10 protein-coding genes and 1 tRNA gene are annotated in these 15,662 nt (G+C 61.5%); 10 read left to right on the forward strand and 1 reads right to left on the reverse strand.

The genetic code is table 11. The annotated features are described in order from the left end of the window. Positions 1 to 32: 32 nt before the first annotated feature. From imuA' to ACX80G_RS09815, 3 genes are read left to right on the forward strand one after another with little or no spacing between them, the layout of a single operon-like run. Positions 33 to 797 (forward strand): DnaE2-dependent mutagenesis accessory factor ImuA', encoded by a 765-nt coding sequence (imuA', locus tag ACX80G_RS09805; RefSeq protein ID WP_459307455.1) that lies wholly within the window; start codon positions 33 to 35, stop codon positions 795 to 797. Further along, positions 794 to 2,404, forward strand: a complete 1,611-nt coding sequence (locus ACX80G_RS09810) for a DNA polymerase Y family protein (RefSeq protein WP_459307456.1) — start codon at positions 794 to 796, stop codon at positions 2,402 to 2,404. Before imuA' ends, ACX80G_RS09810 begins: the two co-directional genes overlap by 4 nt. A gap of 32 nt (positions 2,405 to 2,436) precedes the next feature. Beyond that, positions 2,437 to 5,856: an error-prone DNA polymerase gene (locus tag ACX80G_RS09815; protein ID WP_459307457.1), complete on the forward strand. Its 3,420-nt coding sequence runs from the start codon at positions 2,437 to 2,439 to the stop codon at positions 5,854 to 5,856. A gap of 96 nt (positions 5,857 to 5,952) precedes the next feature. Here ACX80G_RS09815 and ACX80G_RS09820 read toward each other — a convergent pair. Beyond that, positions 5,953 to 6,035 (reverse strand) — tRNA-Leu (locus ACX80G_RS09820). Between the two features lie 326 nt (positions 6,036 to 6,361). Here ACX80G_RS09820 and ACX80G_RS09825 point away from each other — a divergent pair. From ACX80G_RS09825 to pknB, 7 genes are read left to right on the forward strand one after another with little or no spacing between them, the layout of a single operon-like run. Then, positions 6,362 to 7,087, forward strand: a complete 726-nt coding sequence (locus ACX80G_RS09825) for an FHA domain-containing protein (RefSeq protein ID WP_459307458.1) — start codon at positions 6,362 to 6,364, stop codon at positions 7,085 to 7,087. Between the two features lie 2 nt (positions 7,088 to 7,089). Next, positions 7,090 to 7,575 carry an FHA domain-containing protein FhaB/FipA gene (locus ACX80G_RS09830; protein ID WP_459307459.1) on the forward strand — a complete coding sequence of 162 codons (486 nt, stop codon included), beginning with the start codon at positions 7,090 to 7,092 and terminating at the stop codon, positions 7,573 to 7,575. A 14-nt stretch (positions 7,576 to 7,589) separates the two neighbouring features. After that, complete coding sequence (locus ACX80G_RS09835) at positions 7,590 to 9,089, forward strand: PP2C family protein-serine/threonine phosphatase (protein ID WP_459307460.1); 1,500 nt, start codon at positions 7,590 to 7,592, stop codon at positions 9,087 to 9,089. Further along, a complete protein-coding gene (locus tag ACX80G_RS09840; RefSeq protein WP_459307461.1) occupies positions 9,086 to 10,489 on the forward strand; it encodes an FtsW/RodA/SpoVE family cell cycle protein in 1,404 nt (467 codons plus the stop codon). Before ACX80G_RS09835 ends, ACX80G_RS09840 begins: the two co-directional genes overlap by 4 nt. Continuing rightward, positions 10,486 to 11,928 (forward strand): peptidoglycan D,D-transpeptidase FtsI family protein, encoded by a 1,443-nt coding sequence (locus ACX80G_RS09845; protein WP_459307462.1) that lies wholly within the window; start codon positions 10,486 to 10,488, stop codon positions 11,926 to 11,928. The genes ACX80G_RS09840 and ACX80G_RS09845 overlap by 4 nt, the downstream gene beginning before the upstream one ends. Continuing rightward, the gene (locus ACX80G_RS09850; protein ID WP_459307463.1) at positions 11,925 to 13,712 is read left to right on the forward strand and encodes a protein kinase domain-containing protein; all 1,788 of its coding nucleotides are present in this window, start codon (positions 11,925 to 11,927) and stop codon (positions 13,710 to 13,712) included. Before ACX80G_RS09845 ends, ACX80G_RS09850 begins: the two co-directional genes overlap by 4 nt. A 21-nt stretch (positions 13,713 to 13,733) precedes the next feature. Further along, entirely contained in the window at positions 13,734 to 15,650 is a 1,917-nt protein-coding gene (gene pknB, locus ACX80G_RS09855; RefSeq protein WP_459307464.1) for a Stk1 family PASTA domain-containing Ser/Thr kinase, read from the forward strand. Positions 15,651 to 15,662 lie beyond the last annotated feature (12 nt).

The following is a 15,662-nucleotide window of genomic DNA, read 5'->3' on the forward strand; positions in this document are numbered from 1 at the left end:
ACTTAATCGAACATATATTCGAAAATTAAAGGGTGAGCGCACCAGCAACCAGCCCTGTGATGTCTCCGGGATACGCCCCGGATCAGGACATGCTGGTACCCGAAACCGCTGGTAAATCCCGCAGTGAATCAGGCTTGCAGGAGAAGATCAATCAGATGCAGGGCAGCCGGCTGGGCTCCCGGCGGTTGCCCACCATTCCCTCTCTCGGACGAATCCTCCCTGGCGGTGGTCTGATGGCTGGTGCCGCCTACTCGGTTGAAAACTCCACCACACTGGCGATGGCCTTGCTAGCTGGCCCATCAGGCTCTGGCGCCTGGTGCAGCGTCATCGGTATCCCCGACTTCAACGTTGAGGCGGCAGCAAACCTGGGTATTGATCTGGATCGCCTGATCCTCATTCCCCATCTGGATGGCCAATGGCTAGCAGTCACAGCAGCAATGGTGGACGTGGTGTCAGTCATTCTGACCAAGGCACCATCAACTATTACTGGTTCAGATGCGGCACGGCTCAGGGCACGGCTACGGCAGCGCGGAGCAGCCTTGATCACCCTGGGTACCTGGCCGCAGAGCGAAGCCGTACTCAGCGTGTCAGAAAACAGGTGGGGAGGCTTGGGATCCGGGTCGGGACACCTCCAGACCCGTAGGTTGAAGGTCACAGCCACGGGACACACTGGCCGCTCCCGGAGCTCGGAACTCTCTCTGACCGAACTGCGGCAAAGCACGTGGGCCCAGTTCCCCGGTGTTGGTAGCGGTAATGAGAGACAGCCCTTTATTCCCCAGGTGGTGAACGCCTCATGAAGCTGCAGGCACCTCCTCAACCACCCCGGCAGAACGCCACCAGAATCATGATGCTCTGGATCCCAGATTGGCCGATTACCGCTGCCCTTCGTGAACTTGACGTTCCAGTCAATGCTCCCCTTGCGCTTATTGACAAGGGCAAGGTGTTCGCCTGTTCCCCTTCGGCGCGGGCCGAAGGAGTAAAACGTGGGTTAAGGGTCCGTGAAGCCCAGGCACGGTGCCCTGAACTCGTCGTCGAACGCTATGCTCCGGACCTCGATGAACGGGTCTTTGAACCAGTAGTCGCCGGTATTGAAAAGATCATGCCGGGGGTCCAGGTGGTACGCCCGGGGCTTTGCGCCATCCACGCCCAGGGACCCAGCAGGTACTACGGCGGCGAGGCTCCCGCAGGGTCGGTACTCCTCACCACGCTCGCTTCGTTTGGTCTGAACACCGCAAGGATTGGTGTCGCCGATTCACCGTTCGCAGCTGAGCATGCAGCCCGTGCCACAGAAGTTCTTGAGGGTGCTGAACAGGACCCCATCTGGGTTGTCCCACCCGGTGAATCACCACACTTCCTGAGCACGTTCCCCTTGGAGGTGCTTGGTGAACCCAAACTCGCAGTCCTGCTGCGACGGTTGGGAATCAGGACTCTAGGCGACTTTGCCGGATTGGATTCCGGTGACATCCGCAACCGGTTCGGCGTCGAGGGAGCCCTCGCGCACCGCAAAGCCAGCGGGCTCGACCACCGCACTGTCGTGGCCCGAAAGCCCCCACCTGAACTCGATGTCGTCGTCGACTTCGAACCGGCCCTGACTCGAATTGATGAACTTGCTTTCGCTTTCCGTACCGCTGCTGACCGCTTTGTTGACCGCCTTCGCGAGACCGGTTTCGTGTGTACCGCGGTGCGGGTGGTACTGCACTCCGAATCCGGCGAAGTGTCTGACCGGCTCTGGCGGCACCCTCGATGGTTTGATGCTGACGACGTCCTCGATCGCGTCAGGTGGCAGCTGCAAGGTGACGGGCTGATTGAACACGGACTGCAATCAGGCATCACCCGGGTACAAACAATTCCTGACACTGTTGAGGATCTCGGCGACCACGCGGACGGGCTATGGGGCACCGGACCCGATGAAAGCATCCACCATGGGCTGGCCCGCGTGCAAAGCATGCTGGGCCACGGAGCAGTGCTCACTGCGATAGTTGCAGGGGGCAGGATGCTCAAGGACCGCAGGGTGTTCATCCCGTGGGGTGACTCATCAACCAGTCATCCGGCAACGGCAAAGTCCCAACAGGGCCAACCCTGGCCTGGACGGTTGCCGGGCCCAGCACCGGCCACCGTCTTCGACACTCCCCTTGAGGTGCTCGTTCAGGATGTTGCGGGGTGCACCGTTGACGTTGACACCCGAGGAATGCTTACCAGCACCCCCGTACGGTTCGCTGCACCAGGAACAACCACCGGTCAACGCACGGTGCAGCACTGGGCCGGGCCCTGGCCCATCAGTGAACGATGGTGGGATTCAGCAAGCCGCGTGCTCAACCGTTTCCAGCTCGTGGATAGCACAGGTACAGCCTGGTTACTGCTGCTCGAGGATCACCGCTGGTGGGCTGAGGCCAGCTATGACTAGGGCTATGCCTGCGAGGAAGCGGTGGGGTAGCCATGGGATGGAGTAATCCGCCCATCTCGTGGTCGGAGTTTGAGCGAACCCTCTCTGACCACCGTCGTCCTGGTGCGCCACCCGTGGGTGCTGACGGCGGGGACAGCCCTGCCTGGTCACCGAAACGCCAACCGTACCGGGCACCCGACGCAGAGCTTCCTGAGCCAACCGGCCCCCTGGTGCCCTATGCGGAACTTCACGTTCACTCAAACTTCAGCTTTCTCGACGGTGCGTCAAGTCCCGAACAATTAGTTGAGGAAGCCCACCGGCTGCGGCTGCATGGTCTGGCGTTGACCGATCATGACGGCCTCTACGGGGTGGTTCACCTTGCCGAAGCCGCCGAAAAATACCCACAGTTGAGCACTGTTTATGGCACTGAACTGTCCCTGGATCTGCAGAAACCCCAAAACGGTGAGCCCGATCCGGAAGGCAGCCACCTACTGGTCCTCGCCCGGGGCGCAGAGGGATACCGGAGGCTGGCTGGCGCCATCACCACTGCACAATTGGCCGAGGGCGCAGAGAAAGGGAAACCGCTGTACAGCCTTGATGGGTTGGCCGGGCGGGCGTCAGGCAGTTGGATGATCCTCACCGGCTGTCGAAAAGGTACTGTCCGCCGAGCGCTGATGCGTGATGGCGAGAGGGGTGCCCGATCTGCCGTCGGGCACCTGGTTGAGCTGTTTGGGCAGGACAACGTTGCTGTTGAGCTCTCCGACCAGGGAAACCCGATGGACAGTGCTTTCAACGATGCGCTGGCTGCTGTGGCAGCCCGGCTGAGGCTTCCTGTGATCGCCACCAACAACGTGCACTATGCCTCACCCGCTCAGCACCAACTGGCCACGGCGCTGGCAGCCGTGCGTGCACGAAGGAGTCTCGATGAGATGAACGGTTGGTTGCCCGCTGCAGGAACTGCTCATCTACGCAGCGGAGCAGAAATGGCTGCTCGGTTTGCAGCTTATCCCGGTGCCATCGAACGAACAGTGGATCTTGCCGACGACCTTGCGTTCAGGCTGCGGAGCGTCAAGCCCGGGCTGCCTCATTTGACCCTCCCGGACGGGCATACCCAGATGAGCTACTTGCGGAAGCTGGTCTGGCAGGGTGCCGACAAGTTTTATCCAGGACGCAGTGATGTGGTGGAGCGGATCGAAAAGGAACTTGGAGTCATTGAGGACAAGAAGTTCCCCGGCTACTTCCTGATTGTTCACGACCTGGTGCACTTCGCCCGGAACCAGGGGATTCTCTGCCAGGGTCGTGGTTCGGCTGCCAACTCGGCTGTCTGCTACCTGCTGGAAATCACTGCTGTGGATTCGATTCTGTATAATCTGCCGTTTGAGCGTTTCCTTTCCAGCATGCGTGATGAGGAACCGGATATCGACGTCGATTTCGATTCCGACCGGCGGGAGGAAGTCATTCAATATGTGTACAACAAGTACGGCAGATTCAATGCCGCCCAGGTAGCCAACGTGATCACCTACCGGCCCAAATTTGCTGTCCGTGACATGGCCAAGGCTCTGGGCCACAGCCCGGGGCAGCAGGACGCCTGGTCCAAACAGATTGAACGGTGGGGTGGGCTCGTGTCCAGCGACGACCACGACATCCCTGAGGCGGTCGTTAACCTGGCTCAGAGTGTGCTGAAATTTCCGCGGCACCTTGGCATCCATTCAGGGGGGATGGTGCTCACGGATCGGCCTGTTGGCGAGGTTTGCCCGATTGAGCATGGACGGATGGAGAACCGGACCGTCCTGCAGTGGGACAAGGACGACTGTGCGTGGATGGGGTTGGTGAAGTTCGACCTGCTGGGGCTAGGAATCCTCGCCGCCATCCAGTACAACTTCGATCTGGCTGAGAAGCATTTTGGTGAAAAGTGGGATTTGCACAGCATTCCGAAGGAAGAGCAGGGCGTCTATGACATGCTCTGCTTCGCCGATTCCATCGGCGTGTTCCAGGTGGAGAGTCGTGCCCAGATGGGCATGTTGCCCCGCCTCCAGCCGCGAGAGTTTTATGACCTGGTGATTGAGGTGGCACTGGTACGGCCAGGGCCTATTCAGGGTGGGGCCGTCCACCCCTACATTAAACGGAAGTTGAAGGATGAGGACGTCACCTACCTGCATCCCAAACTGGAACCCGTACTGGAACGAACCCTGGGGGTACCGCTCTTTCAGGAACAACTCATGCAGATGGCCATGGTGGTTGGTAACTGTTCGGGGGCCGACGCCGACCAGCTACGCAGGGCCATGGGGTCCAAACGAGGACTTGAACGCATTGATACCCTGCGGGACAAGCTGTATGCAGGGATGGCAGCCAATGGCATTACCGGTGAGACAGCTGATTCGATCTACCTCAAAATCCAGGCCTTCGCCAATTTCGGTTTTGCTGAGAGCCACTCCATCAGCTTCGCCCTCCTGGTGTATGTCAGTGCCTGGTTGAGATTGCACTATCCCGGGGCCTTCCTCGCTTCACTGTTGCGGGCTCAGCCGATGGGATTCTATTCTCCGCAGACCCTGGTGGCGGATGCCCGCCGGCATGGGGTGACAGTCCTTCGGCCGGATCTGCTGCAGTCGGGAGTGCATGCAGATCTTGAGCCCCTCGATGAACATACCGGTGCTGCTATCGGACCAGCCACAGGGATGGACGCCTGCTGTGATCATCATCAACCACCTGTTGGGCCTTTTGACCGAAAGATCCCTTTCGACTCGACGCTGCACCGGCGGGATGCCACCTTTGCTGTGCGGTTGGGCCTGGATAGCGTCCAGTCCATCGGGGCCAGGGTGGCAGAACAGATTGTCTCCGAGCGCCTTCGCAACGGTGTTTTTGCGGATATGGCTGACCTGGTACGGCGCACTGAACTCAACGCCGCCCAGCTTGAATCGCTGGCAGCGGCGGGAGCATTCGAGTCGATGGGGCTCACCGAGCGTGAAGCGCTCTGGAATGCCGGCCCCGCCGCGACCGAACGAGCTGGACAACTCAAGGGCACCACCGTGTATATCCAACCTCCGCTATTCCCTGACCTCACTGCTGCTGACCGGGTCGCCTCTGACCTCTGGTCCACCGGCATCACCCCCGATGATCATCCTGTACGGCACCTCAGATCAACCCTGACCAGGCGGGGTGTTCTGACTGCCGCGGATCTGGTGCAGGCTGAGTCAGGACGGAGGGTTGAAGTGGGCGGTGTGGTCACCCACCGGCAACGACCGGCCACTGCCAGCGGGATTACCTTCATGAACCTTGAGGATGAGACGGGACTGGTGAACGTGATCTGCTCGGTGGGAGTCTGGCAGCGCTACCGGCGCATCGCGCGGGAGGCAAGCGGTGTGCTGGTCCGTGGCATGCTGGAGCGATCTTCGGAGGGTGTGGTGAATATTGTGGCGGACAAGTTTGAAGTACTGAAGATGAAGGCAACGACCAAATCGCGGGACTTCCAGTAATCCCAGCCACGGATCCACAACAACAGCAACCAGGATTTCACTACCACACTCGCGACTTAACGAAGAAGACCCCCGGATAACCGGGGGTCTAAGCCGTGCGCGAGGGGGGATTTGAACCCCCACACCCTTTCGGATACTGGCACCTGAAGCCAGCGCGTCTGCCGTTCCGCCACTCGCGCGCAACCGCTCAGAATTTCTCCGTCAAACGTTCGAAAACCTCCGAGAACAGCAGAAATAAGCATAACGGAGCATCACTTGAATCACCTAAACGCTCTGCCCTCCCCCGGCAGTCAGGGTTTGGGACGGGTACCCTGTCGCACCCGTCCTGATGCCGGAATTGTCATCTCCTGGTGGTTGATGCACGACGAGTGGTTAAGGCCTTTTCCAGAGGTCCCCAGTAGTATCGAACTGATCGTGTCGTACGTCGACCATGCCTTCGTGCACAACGAGGGCTATGAGCGGCTGTTCCGACCAACCAACCAGTCGATGGGTGAGGAGGCAGCAAATGGGCATTTTGGATAACGTTGAACGCGGATTGGAAAAGATTGTCCGAGGCGCCTTCTCGACCGGGTCGCGATCCCAGGTGCAACCTGTCGAGATAGCCAGTGCCCTGCGGAGGGAACTGGACAACAAAGCCATCACACTCACAGAGGGCCGCACCCTCGCGCCAAACGTCTTCACGGCCCGGCTGTCAGAGTCTGATTTCGTACTGGCCCAGGAATGGGGCGCGTCCCTCGCTGAAGAGTTGTGCGACGTCGTCATCAAGCACGTCAACAGTCAGGGCTACACCCTGCGGGGTGCTGTCAAAGTGTCATTCACTCGCGACACCAGCCTCAAAGCTGGGATTTTCGAGATTGATTCAGCGACCGAGAAGCAGGATGGCCCGCGACGACCAGCAACCCCCGACGCTCCCACCCGCCAGCCGACCAGGTTACAGCCCGTCCTTGACCTCGACGGCCAGCGCTACTCACTCAATGCCGGATCGATAATCCTTGGCCGATCCTCAGAAGCAGATATTCTCGTCGATGACACGGGAGTCTCCCGGAAGCATCTGGAGATCCGCACCCAGGGTGGCACCACCCAGGCCGTCGACCTCGGCTCCACCAATGGCAGCTACGTCAACGGCCAGCGCGTTCAAGGAAAAACCGACCTGACTGACGGATCGATCATCACGATGGGCCGCACGCGCATGACCTTCCGACTCATCCCGGTCCCGAACGGTGGCCGCTAGGAATGAGTGAACTGAGTGAACTGACACTCGCTGTGCTCCGGTATGGCTTCCTGATCCTGATCTGGATTCTCGTGATCAGCGTAGTCAGCGCCCTACGACGGGATCTCGTGGTAGGCAGTCGAAACCGCCTCGGTACCCCCTCAGCGCGCCAGGCGCGAAAGCACCCCGAACTGGTCGAGGAGGTTTCACCCCGCGTGACAGCGCGCACCCTGGTCGTCACCGAGGGCCCCCTAGAGGGCACCACACTCGAACTTTCCTCGAGTCCCATCCTGCTGGGGCGGGCACAAGAGGCAACCCTGGTACTCGAAGATGACTACGCCTCCGGTCGTCACGCACGGTTGTTTCCCCAGGGGAGCCGCTGGTTCATTGAGGATCTCGGCTCCACCAACGGCACCTTCCTGGCGGGCAGCCAGCTAACCCGCGCTTTACCCGTTGATTTGGGTGTCCCTGTTCGGATCGGCAAGACGGTCATCGAATTGAGGTCATAGCGTTGGCCTACATCATGCGTTTCGCGGCACGCTCGGACGTCGGGATGGTCCGCGCCAAGAACGATGACTCCGCCTATGTTGGACGCTACCTTGCCGTCGTGGCCGACGGTATGGGCGGTCATGCGGGTGGCAACGTGGCGTCCGCCTCAACGGTGCTGGACCTGGTCCATCTGGACCGAAAGGATTACGACGGCGACGCAGCCAACCAGCTCGCTGACGAAATCCAGACTGCAAATTCCCTGCTGTCGGAGCTGGTGAGCGCCAACCCCCAGTTGGCCGGAATGGGCACCACAGTCACAGCACTCTTGCTCAACGGCGACCGGATCGAGTTCGCTCACATCGGTGACTCCCGGGCCTACCGGCTCAAAGATGACGTCTTCGAGCAGATCAGCGTCGATCACACCTTCGTGCAGCGGCTTATCGACGAGGGGCGTCTGAAACCCGAGGAAGCCGACGTCCACCCGCATAAGAACGTGCTGATGCGGGTACTCGGTGACGTTGACGCAAGCCCCGAACTGGATCTGCATTCCTTTGAGGTCACCGCCGGAGAGCGCTGGCTCCTGTGCTCGGATGGCCTCAACGCCGTCCTCGGGGATCCCCTCATCGCGCGAATCATGCGTGAGACGCCGGATCTTCGGGCCTGCGTAGATACCCTCATCGATCTGACTCTTGCTGGTGGGTCCCCCGACAACGTGACGATCGCAGTCGTCGAGATCGTCGAGGCGACGCCCGAGGATCTCCGGACCGCGGCACTCACCACCATCCCCCCTGCGAAGACTGCCGCGGGAGAAAAGGACGATGCAGAACCGCCCGAGGCAGCCCCGGGTTCAGCAATCCGCGCCAACGTGATCCGGCAGGATCTCTCCTCGCGGCCGCATGTGCTGGTTGGATCGGCCGCTCTGGCCACGGAAACCGGTCAGATTCCGATTGTCACGCAGCGCACCACCGAACGCCGCGCCGCGATGATGCTGACCCACAAGGCCGCAGTGGATGCAGAGCTGTTCGATGACGACGGTGAACCCACTAGGGGCCGTAAACGCTGGCTCGTCCCGTCCTTTCTGGGACTGATGGCCCTGATTCTGGTAGCCGTCCTGTGGTTCGGGTACGCCTGGACGCAGACCCGCTATTACGTCGCCGCCTACGAAGACAACGTGGCGATCTTCAACGGGGTATCCCAGACGATCGGGCCCGTGAAGCTCAGCCACCTCGACCAGGAGACTGACATTCCGGTATCCAACCTCCCTGAATACCAGCGTGCCCGGGTGACCAGTTCCCTGCCTGCCACCGACCTTGAACATGCCCAGCGTATTGTCGAGGGCCTCCGAGCCGACCTGCGCGCTGTGGCGTGCCCGCCGGAGGACGCAACCCCGTCACCGTCCGCGTCGCCGTCACCGTCACCGTCCAACTCCAGCACTTCTGATCCAACAGCCGACCCATCCAGCAGTCCCAGCCCGGAGAACAGTGCCCAGGCCGCACCCGGTGACGCGCAGGGCTGCCGAGACGAGACATCATGAGCGACGTCCTCACTATTCCCAGATCACGCCGCAACGTGGAAGCGCTCCTTCTGGTGCTGGCCCTCAGTGTGGCAACTAGCGCGAACCTCATCGTGGGCCTGGAAAAGGACAACCCATTCGACTCCGCCTTCTGGACCCAGAGCGGCATTCTGGCTGCGCTTGCTCTAGCTTTCCACCTCGTCCTCCGGATCCGCGCCAAATATGCCGATCCGGTAATACTCCCGATTGTGGTTGCGCTCAATGGTGTTGGCTTGGCAATGATCTACCGGATCGACCTGGCAAATGACACCACCGTCGCGGAAAGTCAGTTCCTCTGGACCTCGGTGGCCATGGCAGCCTCGATTGCGGTCCTGCTGGTCTTCAAGAACCACCGGATGCTTCGACGGTTCACTTATATTTCCCTGATCGCCAGCGCCGTCCTGTTGCTGTTGCCGCTCTCTCCACTCGGGCTCGAGATCAACGGTGCCCGGATTTGGATCAATGTGGGGTTCGGTACCTTCCAGCCTGGAGAAATCGCCAAGATTACCCTCGCCATCTTTTTTGCAGGCTACCTTTCAACCAACCGGGATCTCATCCTGCTGGCAGGCAAGAAGGTGGGACCGCTGCAACTGCCCCGCTTCAAGGATCTCGCTCCCATGGTCGTCGCCTGGCTGGTCAGCATTGGAGTCCTGATCTTCCAGCGCGATCTCGGATCGTCGGTCCTCTTCTTCGGCCTGTTCATGGTGATGATCTACGTGGCCACCAGCCGGATCAGCTGGGTCCTGATCGGCCTGCTGATGATCGCCGCTGGTGGCTTCGTGGCTATCCAGTTGTTCAGCCACGTGTCATTGCGCATCGACAGTTGGATCAACGCGTTCGACCCGGAGGTGTTCAACCGTCAGTCCGGGAGCAGTTTCCAGGTGGTGCAAGGGCTCTTCGGCCTCGCCAATGGTGGACTCTTCGGCACCGGTCTCGGGGAGGGGCGTCCTGATCTGGTGATCTATGCCAACAGCGACATGATCATTGCTGCACTCGGTGAGGAGCTGGGGTTGATCGGGCTCTTCGGCATCATCATGCTGTTCGTCCTGCTGGTGTCCCGTGGTATCCGCACCGCGCTGGGCACCCGGGATGGGTTCGGCAAACTGTTGGCCTGCGGCCTGTCCTTCACGATCGCCCTGCAGTGCTTCGTGGTCATGGGTGGGGTAACCCGGCTGATTCCCCTCACCGGTCTCACCACGCCGTTCATGTCCGCCGGTGGATCTTCGCTGCTCGCCAACTGGATCATCGTCGCCATTCTGCTGCTCATCTCGGAATCCGCCCGCCGGCCGGCGGTCACCGGACCGATGAAGGACTCATTCCCTGACCGGCAGGATTTCCGCACCGGGCGGTCCACTGGCCGATCCAAGGAGGTCAGCGCATGAATCAAGCAATCAGGAGCGCGTGGCTGGTAGCCCTCGCCATGTTCACGCTGGTCCTCGGATCACTGACATATGTCCAGTTCTTCGAAGCCAAAGCCCTTGCCGGCAACGACTGGAACAACCGTTCACTGCTTCAGGACTTTGGTAAAAACCGCGGATCAATCCTCGTGGACGGGCGGGCCGTAGCCGAGTCTGTCCCGTCCAACGATCAGTTCAACTACCAGCGGGTCTACAACGAACCAAATCTATACGCCCACCTGACCGGGTTCTACTCGCTGGCCAACGGTGCGACCCAGTTGGAAAGCGTCATGGCCGACGAGCTGTCGGGCACCAGTGACGAGCTGTTCTACGATCGCATCGTTCAACTGTTCTCAGGCGCCCAGGCGCGGGGCGCGTCTGTTGAACTGACGATCGACCCGGAGATCCAGCAATTGGCGTGGGATCTAATTCCGGATGGTCAACAGGGCTCGATCGTGGTGATGGAACCCGGCACCGGCAACATCCTCGCCATGGTGTCCAAACCGTCCTACGACCCGAACCTGCTGGCCGGACACGACACGGCTGTGGTCCTCCAGAACCTTGAGGAATTGTCCACCGTCCCCGGCCTCTCGCCCTACTTCAATCCCGCGACGGAATCCCTGGTGGCCCCCGGTTCCGTTTTCAAACTGGTGGTCGCTGCAGCAGCCCTGGAATCCGGGGACTTTGACGCCGACTCGGAGATCCCCAACCCGCCGGTTCTCGACCTCCCCGGAACCGATGCTGGCCTTCCCAACTTCGTCAACGGTGGTTGCGCCTCACGAGCGACGGCTAACCTTGAGTTTGCGCTTGAACAATCCTGTAACACACCCTTCGCCCAGATCGCCTGGGATTTGGGTGCACAATCGGTCCTGGAACAGGCACAGGAGTTCGGTTTCGGGGAAATATTCAACATTCCCGTCCGGGTCGAGGCCAGCCAGTTCCCAGCCGAGCCGTCCGAACCGGAGCTCGCCCAGTCGGCCATCGGCCAGTTTGACGTCCGGGTGACCCCCCTCCAGATGGCCATGGTGAACGCAGCGATCGCCAATGATGGTGTCCTGATGAAGCCAAACCTGGTCAAGGCCCTGCGGGCTCCCGACCTGGAACCGATCAGCACACCGGAACCCGAGGTGTTCAGGGAGTCCATGAGCGCCGAATCGGCAAGCCAGCTCACCGACTGGATGGTCAATGTGGTCAACAACGGCACGGCTCGCGCAGCAGCCGTCCCCGGCGTCGACGTCGCTGGTAAAACAGGCACAGCCGAGGTATCGGGCCAGGGCGACAATGCCTGGTTCACTGGGTTTGCGCCGGCCGATGATCCCCAGGTGGTGGTGTCAATCGTGATGCAGAACGTCGACATTGCGACGGGCGCCCAACTCACGAGTCCAAGCGCTAAGCAACTGATAGAGGCGGTGTTGAATAAGTGAGGCCTACATCAGGGATCACCTTAGGCGGACGGTTCAAGCTGACCGACCGGATTGCCATTGGCGGAATGGGCGAGGTCTGGAAAGCGATGGACCAGGTTCTGGGCCGCGAAGTCGCTATCAAGATTCTGAAAGAGGAGTACACGGGCGACCCCAACTTCCTCGACCGCTTTCGCGCCGAGGCACGGCACACTGCCCTGCTCAACCATGACGGCATCGCCAACGTTTTCGATTACGGCGAGGAGGGCGGCTCCGCCTACCTTGTAATGGAGCTGGTCCCGGGCCAGCCACTTTCGACCATTATTGAGCGCGAGCAGATCCTGTCACCGGACCGCGCCCTCTCCATCGTGGGACAAACGGCTACTGCCCTCTCGGTGGCACACCGTCAGGGGCTCGTGCATCGCGATGTGAAGCCGGGCAACCTGCTCATCCTGCCGGACGGTCGGGTCAAGATCACCGACTTCGGTATCGCCCGACTGGCCGATCAGGTTCCCTTGACCGCCACCGGCCAGGTGATGGGCACGGCCCAGTACCTTGCGCCCGAGCAGGCCACGGGTCAAGCCGCCACCGGTTCCAGTGACATCTACGCGCTCGGGGTGATTGGTTACGAGCTGCTCGCTGGCCGTCGACCGTTCTCCGGTGAGTCCCAGATCGCTATAGCCCTGGCCCAGGTCAATGATGCGCCGCCGCCCCTGCCCGAGACCATCCCCACCCCGGTCCGTGCCCTCATCGCTTCGATGCTCGCCAAAGACCCGGCCGAACGTCCTGCCGACGCAGAGTTGCTGGCTCAGGCGGTCGCCGCCATCCGGCGCAATGACATCCGGGCCGCCGAGACCGCCGTGCCGGGGATGCTCCTCTTCGGGGCGGGTACCGGACCGATCACTGCTCCGGTACCCGTACCCCGAACCGCGGCGACGAGAGCCGTGCCGTCGTCGTCGACGTCGTCACTGCCGGTCGTCGGAAGCACAGCGGTTGCCGCGTCGCGCGAATGGCACGAGGACGACATCGATAGGGACGAACCCGTCCACGAATCCCGGGGTCGAAGCCCCTGGCTGATCCCCCTGATTCTGCTGTTTCTGTTGGTGGGATTTGGCGTCGGATTGTTCTTCCTCTGGCCGGTGCTCACAGGCGCCGACGACGACCCCACCACTGCACCTCCTGCAACCACCACGGCCGTCTCTACCAGCGCAAACCCGACCGAGACAGAGACAGAAACCTCCAGTGAAACGCCCTCCGAAACGCCGACGACTGAGCTGGAGGAAACTGAAGAGCCAGTGGTGATTAGCGCAGTCGAGTTCGTGGGCTTCCCGGTAGATCAAGTTCGGGATGACCTCATCTCGCGTGGCCTTGACCCTGTTATCGAGGAGCAGAACTCGGAGGACCTGGCCGAAGGCATCGTGATTGCGGTGGCGCCTGTCGGAAGCCTAACGCGGGGTGACAGGGTAACCGTGACGGTGTCGACCGGACCTGAAGCTCCCGCGACCGTGCCTGTCCCGGCACGGCTAGTGGGGGCAACCGAGCAGCAACTCGCGGCCGCACTCGCTGAAGCAGGCCTGTTGGGCTCCCAGACAGGCGAGCAGGTATCCGAGGAACCCGCGGGGACTGTCCTCAGCGTGGACCCCACCGAAGGATCGGAGGTGGCGCCGGGTAGCACAGTGAACTACGTGGTGTCCTCAGGACCAGCGCAACCCACCCCGCCCCCCGTAGCGACCACCCCGCCCCCTGTAGCGACTACCCAGCCCCCGGTCGTGACCACCAGCCCACCACCCCCCACCGAAGCGCCGTAGCGCTCTTCGGTTACTACCCAGATGCAGGCGGAAGGCGGACACGTGACCACTGATAGGGTCCTCAACGGACGTTACGAAGTAGGTGAGCTCATCGGGCGTGGCGGCATGGCCGATGTCCACCTCGGTCGTGACATCCGGCTGGGCCGGTCGGTGGCCATCAAGGTGCTGCGCCGGGATCTTGCCCGCGATCCACTGTTCCAATCCCGCTTCCGCCGCGAGGCGCAAGCGGTCGCCGCCCTCAACCATCCCACTATCGTCTCCGTCTACGACACCGGCGAAGAAGATGTTCCCGGGCGCTCAGTCGACGACGTCAGAGTTCCGTTCATTGTGATGGAATACGTGGCAGGCCGAACGCTGCGCGATCTGATCCGGGCGGGCGACCTGTCCCTTGATGAGTCAGCAGAACACATGGTCGGTGTGTTGTCTGCCCTGGAATACAGCCACAAGGCGGGCATAGTCCACCGCGACATTAAACCGGCCAACGTCATGATCACCCCAGAGGGCAACGTGAAAGTCATGGACTTCGGCATTGCCCGGGCCATGGCCGATTCAGCTGCCACCATGACGCAGACCCAGGCCGTCATTGGAACTGCGCAGTACCTCTCCCCTGAGCAGGCGCGCGGCGAGACGGTCGACGCCCGCAGCGACCTGTACTCGGCCGGCTGCCTGATGTACGAACTGTTTACCGCGCGCCCGCCCTTCATTGGGGATAGCCCAGTCTCGGTGGCGTACCAACACGTCCGGGAAGAGCCCAAACCGGCCAGCCAGTTCAATCCCGAGGTGTCGCCGGCGCTGGACGCCGTGCTGCACCGTGCCCTGGAGAAGGACCGCCAGGACCGTTACCAGGATGCTGTCGCCTTCCGTACCGCACTGCAGGCGGCCCGGAAGGGTGTCCTTCCGACTACCTCGCCGCAGGAGCTCGCCACCACGGCCCTATCGACGCTTCCAGCAGCGGTCTCCGGGCCCGACGAGGAGCCGCAGACCCGCGCCATGGCCAAGGTACTGGCCGGAGGCTCAATGAGCTCCGGACCCGTTACTGAAGACCACCCCCCTTTCCCCCTGCCCCGCACATCCAGCGATGACCACGATGACGACGACCACCGACGTCGGTCGACCAGACGTGCCTGGACCACAACCTTTTTCATCATCGTGGCTCTGGTCCTCGCCGGTGGAACCTTTGTGTTGCTCAACCTTTTGAACAACGAACCTGCCGGTCCAGTGCTGCAGGCTGTTCCGACGGTCGAAGGGATGACTCAGGACGAAGCGGCCAACGCCATCTTCGCCGCAGACCTGCGCCCACAGTTCGAGGAAGAATTCAGCGAAACGGTCGATCCGGGGCTGGTGATTGATTCCGATCCCGGGGCTGGTGAGGAGGTCGAACCCGGATCAACCGTCAGCGTCGCTATCTCGGAGGGACCATCCGACGCCGTCATTCCCGACAGCATCACAGGAATGACAGAGTCATCCGCCAGAGACGCGCTGACCTCAGCCGGTCTCGGCGGGGGCGACGTCACTGAGGAGAACAGCGCAACCATTCCGGCTGGCCGCGTCATTTCCACGAACCCCGCAGTGGGAGGTTCAGTGCCCGTCGGGTCCGACGTCGATCTGGTGCTGTCCACTGGGCTGGTTGAGATGCCCCGCGTGATCGAATTGCCTGTCGATGAGGCCAGGGCGTTGCTTGAGGACCCGGCGAAGGGTCTGACGGTCCGGGTTGTCCAGGTTGAAAACGAAGTGGTGGAACCGGATACCGTCACCGACCAGAGTGAAGAAGCCGGCTCGGCTGTTGCCCCGGGGACAGAAATCGTCCTCACTGTGGCAATGGAACCGGCGCCCGAGAAACCATCGCCTGAACCGACCACGACTCCGACCACTACTTCAACGCCGACACGGACAGCGACTCCGACAGCGACTCCTTCGGAAGAGCCCGAGGAGCCCTAGCCGCTCGGCAGA

This window comes from Arthrobacter glycogeni (genome assembly GCF_054510815.1).